At 61.4% G+C, this 19,205-nt stretch carries 20 protein-coding genes; 12 read left to right on the top strand and 8 right to left on the bottom strand.

Annotated features, from left to right (window positions below):
• Positions 1-137: 137 nt before the first annotated feature.
• Together amrA and amrB are read right to left on the bottom strand one after the other, a co-directional pair.
• Positions 138-722 carry an AmmeMemoRadiSam system protein A gene (gene amrA / locus AC2D8U_RS02185; RefSeq protein ID WP_484617398.1) on the bottom strand — a complete coding sequence of 195 codons (585 nt, stop codon included), beginning with the start codon at positions 720-722 and terminating at the stop codon, positions 138-140.
• A complete protein-coding gene (gene amrB, locus AC2D8U_RS02180; protein WP_484617397.1) occupies positions 700-1,485 on the bottom strand; it encodes an AmmeMemoRadiSam system protein B in 786 nt (261 codons plus the stop codon). The genes amrA and amrB overlap by 23 nt, the downstream gene beginning before the upstream one ends.
• 65 nt (positions 1,486-1,550) lie before the next feature.
• On the opposite strand from amrB, the gene amrS reads away from it, so the two are divergent.
• The 4 genes from amrS (at position 1,551) to AC2D8U_RS02160 (ending at position 4,278) form a co-directional block, all read left to right on the top strand.
• Entirely contained in the window at positions 1,551-2,633 is a 1,083-nt protein-coding gene (gene amrS, locus AC2D8U_RS02175; protein ID WP_484617396.1) for an AmmeMemoRadiSam system radical SAM enzyme, read from the top strand.
• Positions 2,634-2,736: 103 nt separating this feature from the next.
• Positions 2,737-3,078, top strand: a complete 342-nt coding sequence (locus tag AC2D8U_RS02170; RefSeq protein ID WP_484617395.1) for a DMT family transporter — start codon at positions 2,737-2,739, stop codon at positions 3,076-3,078.
• The gene (locus AC2D8U_RS02165) at positions 3,075-3,401 is read left to right on the top strand and encodes an SMR family transporter (RefSeq protein ID WP_484617394.1); all 327 of its coding nucleotides are present in this window, start codon (positions 3,075-3,077) and stop codon (positions 3,399-3,401) included. The genes AC2D8U_RS02170 and AC2D8U_RS02165 overlap by 4 nt, the downstream gene beginning before the upstream one ends.
• A gap of 4 nt (positions 3,402-3,405) precedes the next feature.
• Entirely contained in the window at positions 3,406-4,278 is an 873-nt protein-coding gene (locus AC2D8U_RS02160) for a LysR family transcriptional regulator (RefSeq protein WP_484617393.1), read from the top strand.
• Positions 4,279-4,291: 13 nt separating this feature from the next.
• Here AC2D8U_RS02160 and AC2D8U_RS02155 read toward each other — a convergent pair whose 3' ends face one another.
• From AC2D8U_RS02155 to AC2D8U_RS02140, 4 genes are all read right to left on the bottom strand, one after another.
• A complete protein-coding gene (locus tag AC2D8U_RS02155) occupies positions 4,292-4,927 on the bottom strand; it encodes a TorD/DmsD family molecular chaperone (protein WP_484617392.1) in 636 nt (211 codons plus the stop codon).
• 154 nt (positions 4,928-5,081) lie between these two features.
• Positions 5,082-5,768: a DMSO/selenate family reductase complex B subunit gene (locus AC2D8U_RS02150; protein WP_484617391.1), complete on the bottom strand. Its 687-nt coding sequence runs from the start codon at positions 5,766-5,768 to the stop codon at positions 5,082-5,084.
• Positions 5,765-8,266 (bottom strand): DMSO/selenate family reductase complex A subunit, encoded by a 2,502-nt coding sequence (locus tag AC2D8U_RS02145; protein ID WP_484617390.1) that lies wholly within the window; start codon positions 8,264-8,266, stop codon positions 5,765-5,767. Before AC2D8U_RS02145 ends, AC2D8U_RS02150 begins: the two co-directional genes overlap by 4 nt.
• Before the next feature lie 184 nt (positions 8,267-8,450).
• A complete protein-coding gene (locus AC2D8U_RS02140; protein ID WP_484617389.1) occupies positions 8,451-9,044 on the bottom strand; it encodes a hypothetical protein in 594 nt (197 codons plus the stop codon).
• 328 nt (positions 9,045-9,372) lie between these two features.
• Between AC2D8U_RS02140 and hypF the strand changes: the two genes are divergently transcribed.
• The 8 genes from hypF to AC2D8U_RS02100 all read left to right on the top strand — a co-directional run bounded on the left by hypF (position 9,373) and on the right by AC2D8U_RS02100 (position 18,129).
• Entirely contained in the window at positions 9,373-11,673 is a 2,301-nt protein-coding gene (hypF, locus tag AC2D8U_RS02135) for a carbamoyltransferase HypF (RefSeq protein ID WP_484617388.1), read from the top strand.
• A 201-nt stretch (positions 11,674-11,874) separates the two neighbouring features.
• On the top strand, positions 11,875-12,033 hold the full coding sequence (locus AC2D8U_RS02130) for a hypothetical protein (protein ID WP_484617387.1): 159 nt from the start codon (positions 11,875-11,877) through the stop codon (positions 12,031-12,033).
• Positions 12,034-12,055: 22 nt separating this feature from the next.
• A complete protein-coding gene (locus AC2D8U_RS02125) occupies positions 12,056-13,201 on the top strand; it encodes a hydrogenase small subunit (RefSeq protein ID WP_484617386.1) in 1,146 nt (381 codons plus the stop codon).
• The gene (locus tag AC2D8U_RS02120) at positions 13,198-14,901 is read left to right on the top strand and encodes a nickel-dependent hydrogenase large subunit (protein ID WP_484617385.1); all 1,704 of its coding nucleotides are present in this window, start codon (positions 13,198-13,200) and stop codon (positions 14,899-14,901) included. The genes AC2D8U_RS02125 and AC2D8U_RS02120 overlap by 4 nt, the downstream gene beginning before the upstream one ends.
• Before the next feature lie 9 nt (positions 14,902-14,910).
• Complete coding sequence (gene cybH / locus AC2D8U_RS02115) at positions 14,911-15,606, top strand: Ni/Fe-hydrogenase, b-type cytochrome subunit (protein WP_484617384.1); 696 nt, start codon at positions 14,911-14,913, stop codon at positions 15,604-15,606.
• Positions 15,606-16,190, top strand: a complete 585-nt coding sequence (locus AC2D8U_RS02110) for a HyaD/HybD family hydrogenase maturation endopeptidase (RefSeq protein WP_484617383.1) — start codon at positions 15,606-15,608, stop codon at positions 16,188-16,190. Before cybH ends, AC2D8U_RS02110 begins: the two co-directional genes overlap by 1 nt.
• Positions 16,168-17,877 (top strand): hypothetical protein, encoded by a 1,710-nt coding sequence (locus AC2D8U_RS02105; RefSeq protein WP_484617382.1) that lies wholly within the window; start codon positions 16,168-16,170, stop codon positions 17,875-17,877. The genes AC2D8U_RS02110 and AC2D8U_RS02105 overlap by 23 nt, the downstream gene beginning before the upstream one ends.
• A 9-nt stretch (positions 17,878-17,886) precedes the next feature.
• Positions 17,887-18,129 carry a HypC/HybG/HupF family hydrogenase formation chaperone gene (locus tag AC2D8U_RS02100; protein WP_484617381.1) on the top strand — a complete coding sequence of 81 codons (243 nt, stop codon included), beginning with the start codon at positions 17,887-17,889 and terminating at the stop codon, positions 18,127-18,129.
• Between the two features lie 218 nt (positions 18,130-18,347).
• On the opposite strand, the gene AC2D8U_RS02095 is transcribed toward AC2D8U_RS02100, so the two are convergent.
• Together AC2D8U_RS02095 and AC2D8U_RS02090 are read right to left on the bottom strand one after the other, a co-directional pair.
• Complete coding sequence (locus AC2D8U_RS02095) at positions 18,348-18,554, bottom strand: HNH endonuclease (RefSeq protein ID WP_484617380.1); 207 nt, start codon at positions 18,552-18,554, stop codon at positions 18,348-18,350.
• A gap of 162 nt (positions 18,555-18,716) precedes the next feature.
• Positions 18,717-18,992, bottom strand: coding sequence for a hypothetical protein (locus AC2D8U_RS02090; protein ID WP_484617379.1), 276 nt, complete (start codon positions 18,990-18,992; stop codon positions 18,717-18,719).
• Between the last annotated feature and the right edge of the window lie 213 nt (positions 18,993-19,205).

The raw sequence follows: 19,205 nt of genomic DNA, 5'->3' as shown, positions 1-19,205 counted from the left end.
GGGAACTCAAGCGGCGCGGATCATAACGGAATCAAACATAAAAGCAAGAGATTTGCTGAAAAACTGAACTGGGTGCCGATCCGGATCACACAAAGGCCGGGGGGTGAGGGGTCCTGATTGGCCAATGGGCGTGAATCTTATTCACCCCTGGGTGGCACTTCTTCCAGCTCCAGAGCTTCGAAGCATTCGGCCCGCATTCCTTCCGGCCAGGCGCCAGGATCCCAGCCGCCTTTGCGCAGCAGGGCATTGAGAAAGTCGTCCTTATCTGGCAACTGTTTCCACACTACGGGCAGGAACAGGGCCTGACGGGATCCTTGCTTTAAGACCAAGCCCTGTCCGCTTTTCAGTTGGGCGCTGAGTTCGCTGCGGGTACGGGCGGCAACCTCGTGGCGGGGGCCCAGAATATGGATCTCTATCTGACACTGGGCCAGCTCGGGTTGGGTCAGGGGCGGGAAACGGGGATCGGCGAAGGCGCACTGCCGGGCCAGGTAAGGCAGTAGCTCGTTAAAGGGGCGATCCCGATTGTTAGTCGTCCCGATGCAGCCACGCAGCTGATGCTGAATGTGCAGGCTGACAAAGGCATTGGTGATCACTCCATCCCACTCCAGGGGGACGGGCTCGGGCTGTGCTTGCCAGCGAGAGGCGATGCTGTCGCGCACCCGTTGAAACCAGCGCTGCACCTCTTGCGGGCTTGGGGGATCAATGGAGGGCGAATGCGGCATAGCCGACCACCTGTTGGGTATCCTGATTAACTTGGGCTGAGGTGGTCTGGGCCAGCAACTCGATCGCCAGCCCCTGGGAACGGGCCCAGCCCAGGGCACCGTTAAGGGGGCGGGCGCCGCAGGCCTGGTGGCCATGGAGATCATTGTTCAGGGCCAGGATCTTGTCGACGGTTGCCTTGTCTCGTTGCCGAGCATCACTCAATGAATGGAAGTGGCTCAGATCGGTACTGATCACCAGCAAGTCGTCCGGCTGTAACAGCTGAATAAGGAACGCCTGCAGATCTTGCGGCGCCATCTCGCCCACCAGGATGGGAACGATGGGGACACCGGGCAGACAGGTTTGCAGGAACGGCAGCTGTACCTCCAGGCTGTGCTCCAGGGCATGGGTGTCATTGCGCAGCGTACCCTCCGGGTGCTGCTGGACGGCCGCCAGGCCAGCGGGATCCAGCTCAACCGGGCCCAGGGGGGTGTTAAATCGCCGCCATTGGGGGCCCGCCATGCCGCGGATGGCGATCCTGTGGGTCGGCCCCAGCAGTACCACCCGGCGGTAGGGCTGTCCCGCCACCCGGGCATAGGCCTTGGCGGCGGTGGCACCGGAATAGAGGTAGCCGGCGTGGGGGACGATCAGGGCCCTGGGTGGCGGGGCGTCGGCAGCGGGGCATGCCGCCTTCAGCAGCTGCTCAAGTTGGGAACTGAGCCCCTCTGGCTCGCCGGGGTAGAAGGCACCGGCAACGGCGGCGGGTCGGGTGGTGCTGTTGTTCATCGCTTTCGGATCCGGCTCGGGACACTCTAAAATTATAGAAGGCGCGTGTATGGACGGGAGCGGGTATGAGCACGGTGGCCACCAGGTTTTGGCGCAAGTTGGAAGATGGGCGGGTGCAGTGCACCCTGTGTCCCCGTTTGTGCACTGTGCGTGAGGGGCACCGAGGGGTGTGTTTTGTCCGTATGGCACGAGGTGGCGAGATAGTGATGACCAGCTATGGTCGTTCATCGGGCTTTTGTGTGGATCCCATCGAGAAGAAACCCCTCAACCATTTCCTGCCGGGCACACCTGTGCTCTCCTTTGGTACGGCCGGCTGCAACCTGACCTGCAAGTTCTGTCAGAACTGGGATATCTCCAAGTCCCGGGAGATGGATACCCTGGCCAGCAATGCGACGCCCCGGGCCCTGGCCCACAAGGCCAGGCAACTGGGCTGTCGTAGCGTGGCCTTTACCTACAATGATCCGGTGATCTTCTATGAGTATGCTTTGGACGTGGCGGCGGCCTGCCGGGAGCTTGGCATTCACACCGTTGCGGTCACCGCGGGCTACATTAATCCCGAGCCCAGGCGCGACTTCTTTGCCGCCATGGATGCGGCGAACGTGGATCTGAAAGGCTTCACTCAGGACTTTTATCATAAGATCTGCGGGGGGGATCTGGCGCCCGTGCTGGACAGCCTGGTGTATCTGCGGCACGAGACCGACTGCTGGTTTGAGATCACCACTTTGCTTATTCCTGGCCTTAATGACAGCGAAGCGGAGATCGAGCGGATGTGTGGCTGGATCCTCGATAATCTGGGGGCCGATATCCCCCTCCACTTCAGTGCCTATCATCCGGACTTCAAGATGCAGGAGCCCGGGCCCACGCCGATGGCCACGTTGAGCCGGGCTCGAGCGCAAGCTCAGGCGGTGGGACTTCATTATGTCTATACCGGCAATGTGCATGACTCTCAGGGAGGCAGTACTCACTGCCCTCACTGCCAGGCACTCCTGATCGAGCGGGACTGGTATGAACTGGGCCACTGGGGGATCACTTTGGATGCCTTAGGGCGGGGACTTTGCGGTCAGTGTGGCCATGCCATTCCCGGTGTCTTTGAGGCCCAGCCAGGTAACTGGGGAGCGACTCGGCTACCGGTACGCATTGAAGCCTGAGCGCCTAAGCGTTAGGTAATCAAACGCTCAGTGATTTTTGCGTTAGGATTTTCCCCCTTAAACTCGGTGCCGCTGCGATGGGTAGCTGAGTTTGAGGTGGAGAATGCGAACGGCATGGGTGTTTCTGGGGCTGGCGGTGATGACCGAGATCGCCGGTACCAGTGTGATGAGTTTAATGGTGCAGCAGGACTGGGCGCCTGTGCTGGGATACTCGGCCCTCTATCTGTTATTGGGGCTCTCCTATTTCTTCCTGGCCAGGGCGGCGCGGCGGATCCCCATTGCCGTGGCCTTTGCCTTCTGGGAAGGGCTGGGGGTGCTGCTGATCGCCCTGGTGTCGGTGTTGTTGTTGGGCTCGACGCTCAATCCGGTGATCTGGTGTGGGATCGGCTTGTGTCTGCTGGGTATGGCCCTGCTGCATCTGGATGAGCAGGAGCGTCATCCATGAGTATTTTGTTCGGAGGTTTTGGTTTTGTCATGGGCGCTGCCCTGTTGGACGTGGCAGCCAATGGTTTTGTCAGTCGCAGCGATGGCTTTCGCAAGAAGCGCTTCGCGGTCGTCGCCGTACTCCTGGTATGGGCCGCGTTTACCCTGCTCTCCTTTGCGGTTGAGCATATCGAGCTGGCCGTTGCCTATGCCAGTTGGGGGGCCATGGGAATCCTGGGGACTGCCATGCTGGGATATTGGGTCAATGGCGATAAGATGGGGCCCAAAGGGTGGGCCGGGATCGCGGTGATGATATTGGCCGTGGTGGTGATGAAGATAGGGTAAGACAATGAAACTGGAGCAGATCCAAGCCTTCGTGGCGGCCGCACAGGAAGGCTCTCTGGCCGCCGCTGGACGGGCACTGGATCGCAGCCGCAGCAGCGTCAGTGTGGCGATCTCGGCGTTGGAGGATGATCTGGGGGTTCGCCTGTTTACACGCAGTGGCAACCGGGTGCAACTGACCGATGAGGGGCAGGCGATCCAGGCAGACTGCCAGCGCTTGCTGCTGCTGGGGCAGCAGATCCAGCAACGCTGTCACCAATGGCAGCTTGGCGGTGAGCGGGAGATCCGTATCGCCCGGGACGACACCCTGCCGGAGTCGAGCTGGGCGGCGATGATGGCCCGCCTCAAGCGTCAGGCTCCGCAGACTCGGATCACCATGGTGCTGGCGCCGCCCCAGGAGCTGGTGGCGATGGTGCACAGTGGGGCGGTGGATCTGGCCTTTGGCCTGGATCTGCAGCGCCTGGATGGTATGGCACTGGAGGAGCTGGGTCATCTACGATTGCAACTGGTGGCGGCCGCCGCGCATCCCCTGTCGGCCCTCTCCTCACTGACGGATGCCGATCTGCGGGCCTATACCCAGGTGGCCTTGTCGTACTGGCGGGGAGAGCGGGTGGTGGTGGCGCAGCTGCTCAGCCCGGATCACGTGGCCATGTCGAGTTTCGAGCAACTGAGGGATCTGATCGAACAAGGCGTGGGGTGGGGCTGGTTACCGGCCCCCCTGCTCGGAGAACGCCTGCGTCGTGGGAAGTTTCAGGCGCTCAGACACGCCGACAACAGTCGCAGTGTCCTCTATCAGGCTTGTTATCGACCGGAGCGGCGTGATGCCGTGGTAGCACGCCTGTGGATCGAGGCGGTTACCCAGGCGCTGGCGCAGGAGTGAGTGGATCGGACGTTCAGGCGTAGAGACGTTGTGGCGTCACTTCGACATTGAGCTGCTGAGCCAGGCACTCAAGCAGGCCCTGGGTCAGGGCGGCGATGGCACGATAGTAGTCGGTCTCGGCCTGCTCCTCCATCAGGGTCAGCATATGTCCAGACCAGGGCAACAGGTGCTCACCCAGTAGCTGGCGCAGGGCATGGTCCCGCTCGGGCTCAACCACCAGGGACGCGATCACCGAGAGCAGCAGACCTATGTGGTCCACCGGCTCAGAGCTGTCGGTGAGTACCCGGATCCCATTGTGTTCCAACCAGTGTGACAGTGCCTGGGTAGAGGGGCCACACAGCAGGCGTTTCTCATGCAGATAGGGACTGCCCCAGGGGATCGCCTTAAGCGGACCCGGACCAACGAACAGGGCGGTGTAGTCACGTTTTAGCCTTTCGATATCTACGGGCTTGGTCAGGGCCTGGTGAAGCAACTCCAGTGCAGCCTGCTGAGCCAGCTGCAGTGATGCGCTGCCTTGGTACTCGGGCCAGTAGCGATCGGCATGGGCGCCCTCTAGCTGACCAAGAAAGGCGTCGGTCGGGGCTCGGTACAGGGCATGGTAGAGCACCTGGGCGGCGGCTTGCAGGTTGGCACGCAACTCATTGTCCATGGAACCCCCTTGGGCTGGCTGATGGGCTGACGGCGCTTTAGGCCGCCGCCAGTGTGTTTTTTGTAGAGTATGTGTAGCAAGCAGAAAGAGAGCGCGATCCAGATCAAGAAAAGACTTCATTCTTCGATCTGGATCGGTCCGGGCTTAATCCAGATCAACTCAGTGAGCCCTGTTTCTCCCAGGGGAAGCTCACCAGGCCCTCGGCCCAGTTCAGCACTTCGCCGTCGCCTTTGCCGCTCTCGCGCGCATCTCGGCTGGGTTTGACCAGCAGGTTAGGAAGGGTGCGCTTGCTGTGGGGCAGCGGCGCCACGTCCATATGATCCGGGTACTTGGCCCGCAGCTCGTCCATGGGGCCAAAATCCAGCGCCCGCATCGGGCAGGACTCGACGCAGATCGGTTTGCGGCCCAAGGCAATGCGCTCATGACAGCCGTCGCACTTGGTCATGCGGCCGTTGTCGAGGTCGATCTGCGGCGCATCATAAGGGCAGGCTTTATGACAGCGACCACAACCGACGCACACTTCGTCGTCGATCAGCACCAGGCCGTCCTTGCGACGTTTGTGCATGGCACCGGTGGGGCACACCTTGACGCAGGCGGGCTTAGTGCAGTGGTTACAAGAGATGGAGGCGTAGTAGGCGTACACGTCCTGCACCTGGATCACCTGATCCGCATCCACCTGGTAGCCACCGCCGCCGTACTCGTAGACCCGGCGGTAGTTGATCCCCACCGGCAGATCGTTCTTGTCCTTACAGGCCACCTGGCAGGTTTTGCAGCCGGTGCACTTGCTGGTGTCGACGTAGAAGCCGTACTGCTTCGGATTGAGAATGGACGGCGCGCTCATGCTGGCTCCTCCTGGCGTTCTACTTTACGAATTTCCACCAGATTGGTGTGTTGGCCGTTGCCCTTGGACAGCGGGGTTGGACGCTGGCTGGTCAGGGTGTTGAGGCAGGCCCCTGTGTCCACGCCTTTGCCCTTGGCGTCTTTCTGCGGGCTGAACTGACCGCCCTGAAACCAGGCACCCTGACCCAGAGCCGCCACGCCGGGCATGATCCGCGGCGTCACCTTGACCGCCACCTCGATGGTGCCGCGATCGTTAAACACCTGGACCGTGTCGTTGCTTTGCAGGCCACGGGCGGCGGCGTCCACCGGGTTCATCCACACCGCGTCCTGCACCGCCTCACGCAGCCAGGGGACATTGTGGTAGCTCGAATGCACCCGGCCCTTGGTGTGGTAACCGGTCAGCTGCAGCGGGTAGTGCGCCTTGGTCTCACTGTCCTCAAAACCGTCTTTGGTGGCGCTGTATTTTGGGATCGCGCTGATCACTTGCTCATCCGGCAACTCCCAGGTGTTGGCCTTGTGGGCCAGGGCACTGCTGTAGATCTCAATTTTGCCCGACGGGGTGGCCAGCGGGTTGGCCTGCGGATCGCGACGGAAATCCGCCAGGGCGATGTGGCTGCCGCCGGGCAGGTACTCGCGGTACACGCCCTGCTTGAGCATCACGTCCTTGTTGGGCAGGTTCGGCTGGGCCGCCTGGGCCTCGGCATAGAACTGATCCAGCCACTGTTGGCCGGTTTTGCCTTCGGTAAATTCGGCTTCCACACCAAAGCGCTTGGCCAACTCGGTGCACACGTCATAGGAGTTGCGGCACTCGAATAGGGGGCCGACGCTGGAGCTCATCTGCACCAGGGTGCCGGTGTTGCCGCCGGCGTAGCCCTGGGAGATCAGATCTTCGCTCTCCAGCCAGGTCACGTCCGGCAGGATGATGTCGGCGTAGCGGGCGGAGGGGGTCATCCAGTTGTCCACCACCAGGATGAACTCACACTTGGACTCGTCCGAGAGGATCTGCTCGGTGCGGTTGGTGTCCGCGTGCTGGTTAATGAGCGCATTGCCGGCGTAGTTGATGATCGCCTTAATGCCGGTGCCCAGTTTGCCGTCGCCATTGGCGTCCAGCTCGCCCTCAGGCAGGCGCACGCCGTCACGCAGCACGGACATGTTGGCCCCGTCTTCGATGGCCTGGGTCCAGGTGAAGAAGGAGATCGCCTTCTCCACCGGGTTGCTGCCGGTGGGCATGGTGGGCGCAAACAGACCGGCACCGGAGGGCAGGGCGCCGGTGTTGGTGCCCGGCAGGCCGATCTGACCCAGCAGCAGCGGCAACATGTACATGGCGCGGATGGTGTTTTCCCCGGCGGCGTGACGGTTCAGTGAGGCGGCGATCTGCACATACACCTTGCCGGTCTCGGCGGTGTCGGCCAGATCTTTGGCCAGGGAGCGGATGGTGTCCGCCGCAATACCGGTGATCTTCGCCGCCCACTCCGGGGTCTTGGCGGCCACCCCCGGCGTCAGGCTGCCGGGCTGCGTATTGTCCAGAATGTAGCTTTTGTAGCTCTTGGCGTAATCCACGCCGTCCGGCAGGGTGCGCTCGTCATAGCCCTGGCAGTAGGTGTCGAGGAAGCGCTGATCGACGCGTTCGGCGGTGATCAGCTCATAGGCGATCGCCTCGGCCAGCGCCGCATCGGTGCCGGGGCGAATGGGCAGCCATTGGTCCTCTTTGCCCAGGGCGGAGTCGGTGTAGCGGGGATCGACGATGATGGTCTTAAAGCCGATCTCCTGCTTGGCCACCAAAAAGTCGTAGGCCTCGCCGGAGCCGGACATGCGAATTTCGGAGGGGTTGTAGCCCAGCATCAGCACCAGATCGGCATTGCGCATCTCGCTCATACCACTGCCGGCGTAGGCCAGCGCTTCGCTGCCGTAGGTGTACTTGGCGGCCTGGTACATCTGGCCCCAGCTGTAGTCACCATAGCTGTTCAGGTAGCCGCCAATGAGGTTCATCAGGCGGTAGTAGTTCTGCTTGCCGCCGAAGTGGTAGTAGGCGCCGGAGTTGTAGGTGAAGAACACCGACTCGTTGCCGTGATCCTTAATGATCCCGCCCAGACGCTGATGGATGGTGTCCAGCGCCTCGTCCCAGGAGATCCGCTCATACTCACCGCTGCCACGGGGGCCGACCCGCTTCATCGGGTATTTCAGACGGTCCGGCGCGTACACGCGCTGACGCACGCTGCGGCCACGCAGGCAGGCGCGCACTTGGTGATTACCGTATTGGTCCTCAAAGGCGTGATCCGTCTCGATGCGGGTAATGACGCCGTCGCGGGAGTAGACCTTCAGCGGGCAGTTGGAGCCGCAGTTGACCAGGCAGGCACTCCAGTTAACTTGCTCTTCGCTCAGCGGGATCGCGTCCGGGCTGGCTTTGCCGCTGAACTTGCCGGCAATCGGGTTGCAGCCGGACAGGGCGGCGGCCCCACCTAAGCTGGCGCTCATCTTCAGAAACTCTCGCCGTTGCATGGGGACTCCTCGGGATCGGCGTGAACACAATTCTGAGGCTTAGGGTAGCGGCGGGATATGAACAGGACAGGCCAGGGTATGAAGAAATATGAATAGAAGATGAAAAAATATGAACAGGTGGGGATTGGTCTGCCAGGCGTGAAGATGTGGGGACTGACGGGGCGCGAACGTCAGCCCCTAATCCTTACTCGGCGCTCAGGTTGTCGCCCGGATCCTCGCTGGTCTCACGGGCGACAAGGTGTTCGCCGTCTGACTTGCTCAGATTGTCGTTGTCGTTCAGGTTGTCGCCGCCGGTATCACTCAGGTTGTTTGCCGCAACGCTCGGCGTATATGGGATCTGTCCGCTCTCCAGCAGGGCTTCCAGGGTCAAACGGATCACGCCGTCCGTATCGGCCCAGCCATGAAACTGTTCGAGGGATTCGGCCCGAACCAGCAGCCGATGGTCATCGGCCTGGCGCAGTTCGATGCGCAGCTGATCCAGTTTGGCGCTGATCCCCCAGCGCCAGCTGTCGGAGTAGGTCAATACGTACTTGGCATCCTTGGGCAGTTCCCGTGGCAGCACGGATACGGCGGACAGTCCCATCAGCGACAGGCTGTCGGCGATCTCTCGATCCAGGCCACGCTTGTCGGAGAGGGAACGGATCACATACAGGCTGTCCGCTTCCTCCAGTGTGATTTGGCTGTTGGGCGCCACGAAGGCCGTGGTTTGGGTAGCGCAGCCTGTGGTGAGGGTGGCGGCACAGACCAAGAGTGCACAGCGCAGTAAGTTCGACATCATATCTTTCTCTCTATCGATGGAATACGCCTGGGAATGGGTCCGGGGAGCCCAGGAGTGGCAAGCGCGGTTGCGATGGTTTTTCCTGTTTCTTTCAGGGCGACTTGACCGGGCGAGTTCTTCAGTGCCGGGATCAATAAAGCACCGCAAAAAGGCGCGAGTACAACTTCGATCGGGTACGTGGCCCTGGGTGCAGGACTTGTCCGCGTCAGGAGTGGCAGTGGATGTGTCGCGCGTAGGGGGTTATCGGTCCGCTTTGTGATCCCACTCCCGATCCCCAAGGGCTCGCCTTGGTTAGACTGAGCCTGGAGACGAGCACAAGGAGAGGCTGATGCAAGCATGGGTATCAATTCGAGTTCGCGGTCAGGTACAGGGGGTGGGATTTCGCCCCTTTGTCTGGCAGTTAGCCCATCAACTGGATCTCGCCGGGGAGGTGCTCAACGACGCCGAAGGGGTGGTGATCCGTTTAGCCCCGGCCGAGCGGCTGGACACCTTCCTTGAGCTGTTCTGGGCCCGGTTGCCGCCGTTGGCGCGGGTGGACCAAGTGTTGCCACAGGCGTCACAGCTGGACGCAGCCTTGCCCTATCCCTTCGTGATCACCCCCTCAAAAGGGGGCAAGGCGGATACCCGGGTAGCGCCGGACAGCAAGACCTGCGATGCCTGCCGTGACGAGTTGCAGGATCCCGATGACCGTCGTCACGGCTATCCCTTTATCAACTGCACCCATTGCGGCCCCCGTTTCTCCATCATCGAGTCCGTTCCCTACGACCGGCCCGCCACCTCCATGAAGGCCTTTCCCCTGTGTGCCGATTGCCGTGCCGAGTATGAGCACCCGGCGGATCGACGCTTCCATGCCCAGCCCAACGCCTGCCCCGTGTGCGGCCCGCAGATCCGCCTGCTCGATCCTCAACAAGACGCCTCGCCCATCGCCGGGCTTGCGGGGGACGCGGCCCTCAACGAAGCCATATCGCGACTCAGGCAGGGACAGATCCTGGCCATCAAGGGGCTGGGCGGCTACCACCTGGCGGTGGATCCCGCCAACGAGGCGGCGGTGCAACGCCTGCGTCATCGCAAGCAGCGACCGGGCAAACCCTTTGCCTTGATGGTGCCAAGCAGCGAGTGGGCGCATCGTCTGGCCCGGCTGAATGAGGCAGAGCAAGCGCTGCTGGAGGATACGGCCGCCCCCATCGTGTTGCTGGATCGGCGCCGGGATCACGCACTCCTGGCCGACTCGGTTGCCCCGGGGCAGGCCTGTCTGGGGTTGATGCTGCCGTCCAATCCATTGCAGATCCTGCTGATGACGGCCTTCGAGGCCCCGCTGGTGATGACCTCGGGCAACGCCTCGGGACGACCGCCCTGCATCGATGATGGGGTGGCACTCACCGAGCTCGGCCCCATCGCCGATCTCCTGCTGGTGCACAACCGGGCCATCGTCAACCGGGTGGACGACTCCATCGCCCGCATTGTCGATGGTAAGCCCCAGCTGTTGCGCCGGGCCCGCGGCTATGTACCCACGCCCATTGCCCTGCCCAAGGGGTTCGAGCAGGCCGATGGACTGCTGGCCTACGGTGCGGATCTGAAAAACACCTTCTGCTATGTGCGACGGGGCCAGGCATTGCTGTCTCAGCACCTGGGGGATCTGGCTGATCCCGATCTCTTCGCCGCCTACCGGGCCAACCTGGCCCGCTTCGCCGAGTTCTTTGATGTCGAGCCGTCGCACAGGATCTGCGACGCCCATCCCGGCTACCACAGCCACCAGCTCGCCCGGACCCAGGGCAGTGAACGGGTCGCCCACCATCACGCCCACCTGGCCAGCGGTCTGGTGGACAATGCCTGGGGACGGGAGGATGGCCCCGTGCTGTGCTGGGCCCTGGATGGCACTGGCTATGGCGATGGCACGACCAAGCATGATCTTTGGGGTGGCGAACTGCTGCTGGGAGACTATCGACAATGTCAGCGGTTGACCGGCCTGCCTGCCATCGCCCTGCCCGGCGGGGAGTTGGCCACCCGCCAGCCCTGGCGCAACCTGTTTGCCCATCTGGAGCACCATGTTGCCGACTGGGAGCAAGCTTCCCTGGCTCCGCTGCGTCGGCTCAAAGCCAAGCCACTGGCGATCTTGCGCCGGGCGATGGCCCAAGGAATGCAATCGCCGAAGGGCTCCAGCGCCGGTCGCCTGTTCGATGCGGTGGCGGCCCTGCTGGACTGTGGTTTCGATACCCTCAATTATGAGGGCGAGGCGGCGATGGCGCTGGAAGCCTTGGCCAGCTCGGTGCCCGAGCGTCACCTGCCGCCGCCGAAGGCCAAGGCCGAGCCCGATGTCACCGCATTGTGGCACGACTTGCTCGATGGCCTGGCACGACGGCGTTCGAGGGCGGATCTCGCCTACCTGTTTCACGCCCGTCTGGCCACCGAGCTGGCCTCGGTGGCCCGTTTTCATGCCCAGAATTGTGGCATCGAGACCATCCTGCTGACCGGGGGCGTGATGCAAAACCGTCTGCTGCACCGTTTGTTGAAACAGCAGCTTCAGGTTTGCGACTTGAGGGTCCTTCAGCATGGGTTGGTGCCCGCCAATGACGGTGGGATCGCCCTGGGCCAGGCAGCCATTCTGGCGGCGAGGTTGGTGAAACGTTAGGGAAAAACCTGCGTCATGAACAAAAGTTCACTGCTCCTTTGACCTAAATCAATTCGCAACGAACGCGGTGGTGACATGGATCACGCCATGTCGTATCTCATAAGCATTAGGATTCACTTAACTGCTGGTCAGAGCAGAGATTGACCAGCGCTTTTGTCGGCCATTTGCCGACGATCCTTCACGGAATACGAGGATGATGAGATGAAAAAAGGGTTACTGGCATTGGCGATGGTTCCCGGGCTTGCGCTGGCGCATCCGGGCCACGGAGGATTGGGCCTGTTTCACCATGCCGTTGAGGTGATCACTCTGATCATTGTGGTGGGTGCCGTGGCGGGTTTCGCTTGGTACAAGCGTCGCTAACACAGGGATTGGAGGATGCGTTGTGAACAAATACGATGCCTTAATGGAGCGATGCCGCCAGCGTTTGGATGAGCTGGCGGGGCAACCCCCACTGAAACAGGCTTCACTCAAGGAGAGCATGGAGGCCCAGGGGATCTCCCGTCGGGACTTTATGAAGTGGAGCGCGACCACCGCCGCGGTACTCTCCCTACCGATGCAGTTTGCCCCCATGGTGGCCCAGGCGGCCGAACTGGCCAACCGGGTGCCGCTGATCTGGCTGCACATGGCCGAATGCACCGGCTGCAGTGAATCCCTCATTCGCGCCGATACCCCCACCGTCGACACCCTGATCTTCGATCACATCTCCCTGGAATACCATGAAACCCTGATGGCCGCGTCCGGCTGGCAGGCGGAAGAGAACCTTGAGCACGCCCTGGAGGCCTACAAGGGTCAGTACCTGTTGGCCGTCGAGGGAGCCGTGCCCACCGCCAACAATGGCGCCTTCCTAACCGTCGGGTGTAAGGGCCATACCGGCCTGCAGATCGTCCGCGACGCCGCCGACGGCGCCGCCGCCATTGTCTCTGTCGGGACCTGTGCCGCCTTTGGTGGGGTTCAGGCCGCTGCGCCCAATCCAACCGGTGCCAAGGGGATCATGGAGGTGATCAACAAGCCGGTGGTCAACCTCGGCGGCTGCCCGCCGTCGGAGAAGAACATCGTCGGTACCCTGATGTACTTCATCATGTTCGGCAAGCTGCCGCCGCTGGATATGTTCAACCGACCGCGCTGGGCCTATGGTGCCCGGGTGCACGACAACTGTGAGCGTCGTGGTCGCTTCGATGCCGGTGAATTCGTCGAGCAGTTTGGCGATGAAGGCGCCAAGCAGGGCTACTGCCTCTACAAAGTGGGGTGCAAGGGCCCCTACACCTACAACAACTGTCCCACCGAACGCTTTAACCATCACACCAGTTGGCCCGTATTGGCAGGCCATGGCTGCATCGGCTGCTCCGAGCCCCATTTCTGGGACACCATGGCGGACTTTGAGAAGCCCCTGGGACGCCGCGAGATCCATAGCCTGGATAAGACCGCCGATGCCATCGGCGCGACGGTGCTGGGACTGACCGCAGTGGGGATCGGCGCCCATGCCGTGACCACGGTGTTGAAGAAGAACAAGGATGAGGAAGAGGTATGAGCAAGCGAGTCGTTGTTGATCCCATCACCCGTATCGAGGGGCACTTGCGGGTTGAGGTGGAAGTCGATGAAAACAATGTGATCACTAATGCCTGGTCCTCCTCGACCCTGTGGCGTGGCATCGAGGTGATCCTCAAGGGGCGCAGCCCCATGGACGCAGGCCTGCTGACCCAGCGGATCTGCGGGGTCTGTACCTATTCCCATTACCGGGCCGGGATCGAGGCGGTGGAGAATGCGTTGGGGGTTCAGATCCCCTATAACGCTGAGCTGCTGCGCTCTTTGATGCAGTCCTCCCTCTACATGCATGACCATGTGGTGCACTTCTATCACCTGCACGCCCTGGACTGGGTGGATGTGGTCTCGGCCCTGTCCGCCGATCCCGCCGCTGCCGCCCAGGAAGCCTTGAAGTGGACCGATAAACCCGTCGCCGCCGGTGAAGGGGATCTGCGCGCCGTGCAGGAGCGGGTCGCCAAACTGGTGGCCTCGGGCAAGCTGGGGCCGTTCGCCAACGCCTATTGGGGCAATGGCACCTACAAGCTGACCCCGGAGCAGAACCTGATCGCCGTTTCCCACTACCTCAAGGCACTGGAAGTGCAGCGGGTGGCGGCGGAGATGCTGGCGATCTTCGGCGGTAAGCAGCCCCATCCGCAATCTCTGGTGGTGGGCGGGGTGACCTGTGTCCGTGATGCCCTCAGTCCGGCCCGTTTGCAGGAGTGGAAGCAGAAGCACACCGAGGTGGCCGATTTCATCAACCGCGCCTACCTGCCGGACGTGCTGATGGCCGCCGCCCAGTACAAGACCGAAGACTCAGTGCTCAAGGGGGTGGGGATCAACAGCTTCCTGGCCTGCCAGGACTTCGCCATCGGTCGCGGTCAGTACCTGTTCGAGGGTGGCGTGATCATGAAAGGCGACCTGGCCGGCGTGGCCGAGATCAACCCGGAACTGATCAAGGAAGACGTCAGCCATGCCTGGTACCAGGATGGCCCGGCATTGCACCCTTACGACGGAGTGACCGAGCCCAACTACACCGGCTTTACTAAGCGCGATACCGTGTATGGCGAGTTGCCGACCGTGGATGGCGACGGCAAGTACTCCTGGGTGAAATCCCCGCGCTACGACGGCGAACCGGTGGAAGTGGGTCCATTGGCCTGTCTGCTGGTCAACTACGCCAAGGGCAACAAGCGCGTGGTCGAAGCCGTCGACGGCCTGTTGGCGGCCACCGGCCTGCCCATCGAGGCGCTCTTTACCACCCTGGGACGGACGGCGGCGCGCCTGTTGCAAACCACCCTGGTCACGGAAGCAGCCCTGGAGACCTTCGAGTCCCTGGTGGACAACATCCTGGTGGACGAGGAGACCTTCGTCGATCCGGGCATGGACGACGGCCGCGAGTACGTGGGTCACTCAATGATCGAGGCGCCCCGTGGCATGCTGTCTCACTGGGTGCGGATCCAGGGCGGCAAGATCGCCAACTACCAGGCGGTGGTGCCCACCACCTGGAACTCGGGTCCCGAGGATGCCAACGGCAAGAAGGGGCCCTACGAGCTGTCGCTCATCGGCATGAAGCTGGAGGATCCCAAGCAGCCGCTGGAGATCATCCGGGTGATCCACTCCTTCGATCCCTGCATGGCCTGTGCGGTCCATGTGATGGATTACAAGGGGACAGATCTCGGCCAGTTCCAAGTAGGCGCGGTGACCGCCTAAGGAGGGGGTATGTCTAGCAAACCGTTATACACCCGGGACAAGGTCTTTGGCCCCGCCATCATGTGGGGACACTGGCTGCGGGCGCTGAGCATCGTGGTGTTGGTGATCTCAGGCTTCTACATCGCCTGGCCGTTTCTGACGCCCTACGGCGGTACGGACAACCTGCAGCAGGGCTGGGTGCGCTTCGGCCACCTGGTGGCGGGCTTCGTGCTCTGTGCCGTGACACTGTACCGGGCCTACCTGTTCTTCTTCAGCCGCAGTGACGTGGAGCGCCGCTCCTTTGGGGATGTGATCAGCCCGCAAAGCTGGATCGTCAACCTCAAGTCCTATCTGTTTATGGGACCCAAGCTGCATAAGAGGGGGATCTATGGTCCGCTGCAGTTCGTCAGCTACCTGATGGTGAGCCTCGCCGCCGCCTTTATGTGCGTGACCGGGTTGATCCTGCACGCCAACGTCTACCACCAAGGCCTGGGGGGCGCGATCTATCCCTTGGCCGAGTGGGGCGTGGCGCTGTTTGGTGGCCTGGCCCCTGTGCGTGAGTGGCACCATATCGGCACCTGGGTGTTTATCATCTTCCTGCCCATCCACGTCTATATGGCGATCTTCTCCGCGGTGCGGCTGAAGAGCTCCATGGACACCATAGTGTCCGGTTACGACACGCATGCTGCAGATCATGCAGCTGAAACGAAAGCAAAAGGAAGCTGATGCCTGAGACTATCCTGATCCTTGGGATAGGCAATGTCCTGTACGCCGACGAGGGAGTCGGCGTACATTTTGCCCACTATTTCCAACGTAAGTACCGGATCGAGGGGCCCAGCCGAGTGGAGTTTGCCGATGGCGGCACCCTGGCCCACGCCCTGATCCCCATGATCACCCAGTACGATCAGTTGATCGTGCTCGATACCATCCACTCCAACCAGGGCCAGCACGGCGATGTCTACTTCTTTGACTTCGACCAGGCACCGGCCCACATCGATTTCCAGGGCAGCGCCCACGAAGTGGAGATGCTGCATACCCTGACCATGATGGACATGGTGGGGGACCGGCCCCAGACCTTTATCCTCGGGGTGATCCCCGAAGTGCTGGAGGCCATGAGCTTTGAGCTGACCGACAAGGTGGTGGCGGCAGTGCCCCTGATGGAGCGTGCCCTGGTGCAACACCTGACGGCACTGGGCCTGACACTCACCGAGCAGACTCAGCCGGATATCACGGTGATCGCGGCGGCGTCCTGCCAGCAAGACACATTACCAGCAGCGGAGGGAGCCCATGAAGCTGAGGTTTCGCTTTAATACGGCCCAGGCCGTGCCCATCTATGATCGCCTGTGCAACCAGATCCTGCACCACCCGCTGGTTAAGACCCTAGCTCGAGATCCCGAGGGCTATGCCATCGAAGCTGAGGGCGACGAGGCCCAGCTCGAGGCCCTGGCAGAGCTGATCGGCCAGACCTTTCCCGTCTCCTGCTGGCTGACCGGCACCGAGACGCAAGCCATCGATGCATTTCAGGGCGATGCCCAGTTGCTGAGTGAAGGGCCACTGGATCTGCCCTTTTGCCGCCATTGCCAGGATCAGCCCTTACACTCCTGCCGTCATTGTGACAGCACCAGCGACAGCCATTGGCTCGAGGGCGAGGAGAGCCAGGCCCGCTGGACTCAGCGTCACCTGGATGCCCTGCTACTCGATGGCAGCACCTCTTATGTCTGCCGCCACGGTCGTCGGGAACTGCGCTTGCTGGATCAGATCCAGCCCCAGGATCAGGCCCTGCTGATCTGCCGTCCCCAGGCACTGACCGACGTCCTGCATATCGGCACTCAGGGCCAGTTGTGCCTCAGTGGCCTGGAAAAGCCCCGTTTGCGGCTGGCACCGCGCCAGGCCTTCATCGAGCGGCACCAACTGCCTCGGCCCCTCTACCAGGTGCAGCTGGCGGACGATCGCCTGACCCTGGCGCTGTGCCAGGCCCTGGCCGAGCGGGGGATCGATGCGGTGGCGATCCGCTCCAAGGTGCCGTCGCTGCTGCTGAGCTACTGTGATGATCGGCCCGTTGCCCTGTCCCTGCCGACGCAACGCCCATTGATCACCCATCCTCCCCGGATCCAGCGGGCCTGCTACCGGGGTACCGAGGCTCGCTGGCAGGAGGACAGGATCCGGTTTGGCCCAACCTCGGCGCCAGACACCCCCATGCCCCTGCCCGCCGCTTGCGCCCTGGAAGGGGTGCGTCAGCAGGATCGGATCGTCAAACGCAGCGCCGTACTCTACCTGAGTCGTGAACATGACTCCGGCCTGCTTTATCAAGATGGTGAGGGCGTCTATCGTTGGCTCGCGACCTTGCCGACGCACAGCCAGACGCCGGGCGAATGGCTGGCACAGGTTCGCCAGCGTAGCGACACCGCGGCCCGTCTGCTGGCCCGATGTGAACAGCGCCCCGGCGGTCTGCTGGACGAGCTAAAACAGATACGGACCGCCGTACCCGGCACCCTGAGCGGGGCCATGGCCATGGCAGCCTGGCTACTGCAGCTGGACTCGGGGCAGGATCCCACACTGGCTGCCGAAGCCCTGATGGCGACCGCGCTCAAACATGACTCGCCGGTAGCCCCGCGCATCGACGGCGATCTGCGCTCCGTCGACGGCATCCTCCAGTTGCAGTGGCACCGGGCATTGCAGTCCTGCCTGAGCTACCGCCTGGCGGGCAGTGAATCGCCCAGCGCCCTGGCCTACGGCTTTATCGACTCCTTCTGCGACTTTGTCAGTACCTGGGTCGAGCAGCTGGACGCCGACTACGGGCTGGATCAGGTGATCCTGGCCGGTGACGAGTTCGATAATCCGGTCCTGCTGGATCGCCTCTATTCACGACTCAATCGCAATGTCGCCATTCGTCTGCCGACCCCGCTGGACTTTGCCGGCAGTACCCTGGCCCTCGGCGCCCTGTTTGTGGATCCGGCGGCCCTGGCGTGTGACGACAAGATGCTGGCCCAGGGCTAAGGAGGAGACATGTGTTTTGCCATCCCTTCCCGAGTACTGTCGGTTGACCGGCAGGCCCAGACCGCCCGAGTCGATACCCTGGGACGTGAGCGGGAGACCTCCATCCATCTGCTGGCGGAGTCCGTTGAGATAGGCGACTACCTGTTGCTGCAATACGGCTTTGCCATGGAGAAGATCGCCCCGGAGCAGGCCCGGGACAGCCTGGCCCTGTACGCCGAGATCGTCGAAAAGATGGAGGCGGGGACGATCTGAGCGAGCTTATTCGCTGACGCCTTCACTCGTTTTCTACGCCCCTCGGGTGTTCCGGCACCAGAGGGGCGTTGTATGGCATGGGGATGCAAGTAAGATATCGGCAAACGCCGTTGAAGGGAGCCTCTAACTGTCTTTGCGGCAAACGCTTTCTGAGACAGACGAAGCAGGGTCATTCGGTTAACTCATTGCACTGGCTTATTTGTCGGTGGGAGTGGCTTTTACCTCTTGAACTGGGAAGGTTCAGATGTGTTATCTTGCAGCACTCGCTCTAGCCCATCCCATGTTGAGCGCACAGGCTCGTAGGCAAATGGGGTTAATATACCAACTTCTTCGACCAAGCTATCAGCTCGCCCATAATTACAGGGAGCACATGTTATAACGATATTGCCAATGTCGTTACTTCCACCTCGCGCATGTGGTATCACGTGATCATATTATAACCGCATTAGCTGAGACCCAGCATGTTGCTCCGGGTTTCTTCCTCCCCACTCAAGCACTAAAGGGTATCGAACCTTAAAATATTCTCTTACTTCTTTACGTATGACAGGAATGCCACAAAAGCGGCAATGGAACCCATCTCTATTATGTCATTGTTGTTTTTCTGAAGCGTTCGGCATGCGAACTTTTACACGGTCATTTTTTGGAAGATTTGGTCTTGAATTTGTAATTGTGCGTCTTTGTACATATGGACTATTAGTTCCCCAGAGAGATTCTGTCCACTCTCTTAGCTCAGGCATATCAGCAAGCCGAATTAGTTCTTCAGCAACACCAAACTTCCCTGCTAGATGCGCAGATACTGCCGCATCCAGATAGCGTGCTGCATCTAATATTTCTGGGATTGGCTCTCTTAAGCACCTGTTCATACAACCTCCTTGTAAAGATAACAATATATTAGTCGGACTTTACAAGCTTATCCGACCTTGCAAGGTCGCGATAACGGCCTGGGCCAAATTCGATTTACTGAAGGAAAAGTCCCTCTGAGCCAAGCTCATGTCAACCGTAATTAGGGCCGTCGTTTGCCGAAGGGAAACGGTGTGAAGGGCTCCGGCTGCCCCTCGGCGCATCGACATCAAAGC

This window comes from Ferrimonas sp. YIN67 (assembly GCF_057219095.1).
Note: the sequence above shows the minus strand (reverse complement) of the source record. Positions and strands in the feature narration are given on the sequence as shown.

Excerpts from the sequence above, each read along its gene's own strand:
- amrA (WP_484617398.1), bottom strand. The coding sequence starts at position 722 with ATGCCGCATTCGCCCTCCATTGATCCCCCAAGCCCGCAAGAGGTGCAG.
- amrB (WP_484617397.1), bottom strand. The coding sequence starts at position 1,485 with ATGAACAACAGCACCACCCGACCCGCCGCCGTTGCCGGTGCCTTCTAC.
- amrS (WP_484617396.1), top strand. The coding sequence starts at position 1,551 with ATGAGCACGGTGGCCACCAGGTTTTGGCGCAAGTTGGAAGATGGGCGG.
- AC2D8U_RS02170 (WP_484617395.1), top strand. The coding sequence starts at position 2,737 with ATGCGAACGGCATGGGTGTTTCTGGGGCTGGCGGTGATGACCGAGATC.
- AC2D8U_RS02165 (WP_484617394.1), top strand. The coding sequence starts at position 3,075 with ATGAGTATTTTGTTCGGAGGTTTTGGTTTTGTCATGGGCGCTGCCCTG.
- AC2D8U_RS02160 (WP_484617393.1), top strand. The coding sequence starts at position 3,406 with ATGAAACTGGAGCAGATCCAAGCCTTCGTGGCGGCCGCACAGGAAGGC.
- AC2D8U_RS02155 (WP_484617392.1), bottom strand. The coding sequence starts at position 4,927 with ATGGACAATGAGTTGCGTGCCAACCTGCAAGCCGCCGCCCAGGTGCTC.
- AC2D8U_RS02150 (WP_484617391.1), bottom strand. The coding sequence starts at position 5,768 with ATGAGCGCGCCGTCCATTCTCAATCCGAAGCAGTACGGCTTCTACGTC.
- AC2D8U_RS02145 (WP_484617390.1), bottom strand. The coding sequence starts at position 8,266 with ATGCAACGGCGAGAGTTTCTGAAGATGAGCGCCAGCTTAGGTGGGGCC.
- AC2D8U_RS02140 (WP_484617389.1), bottom strand. The coding sequence starts at position 9,044 with ATGATGTCGAACTTACTGCGCTGTGCACTCTTGGTCTGTGCCGCCACC.
- hypF (WP_484617388.1), top strand. The coding sequence starts at position 9,373 with ATGCAAGCATGGGTATCAATTCGAGTTCGCGGTCAGGTACAGGGGGTG.
- AC2D8U_RS02130 (WP_484617387.1), top strand. The coding sequence starts at position 11,875 with ATGAAAAAAGGGTTACTGGCATTGGCGATGGTTCCCGGGCTTGCGCTG.
- AC2D8U_RS02120 (WP_484617385.1), top strand. The coding sequence starts at position 13,198 with ATGAGCAAGCGAGTCGTTGTTGATCCCATCACCCGTATCGAGGGGCAC.
- cybH (WP_484617384.1), top strand. The coding sequence starts at position 14,911 with ATGTCTAGCAAACCGTTATACACCCGGGACAAGGTCTTTGGCCCCGCC.
- AC2D8U_RS02110 (WP_484617383.1), top strand. The coding sequence starts at position 15,606 with ATGCCTGAGACTATCCTGATCCTTGGGATAGGCAATGTCCTGTACGCC.
- AC2D8U_RS02105 (WP_484617382.1), top strand. The coding sequence starts at position 16,168 with ATGAAGCTGAGGTTTCGCTTTAATACGGCCCAGGCCGTGCCCATCTAT.
- AC2D8U_RS02100 (WP_484617381.1), top strand. The coding sequence starts at position 17,887 with ATGTGTTTTGCCATCCCTTCCCGAGTACTGTCGGTTGACCGGCAGGCC.
- AC2D8U_RS02090 (WP_484617379.1), bottom strand. The coding sequence starts at position 18,992 with ATGAACAGGTGCTTAAGAGAGCCAATCCCAGAAATATTAGATGCAGCA.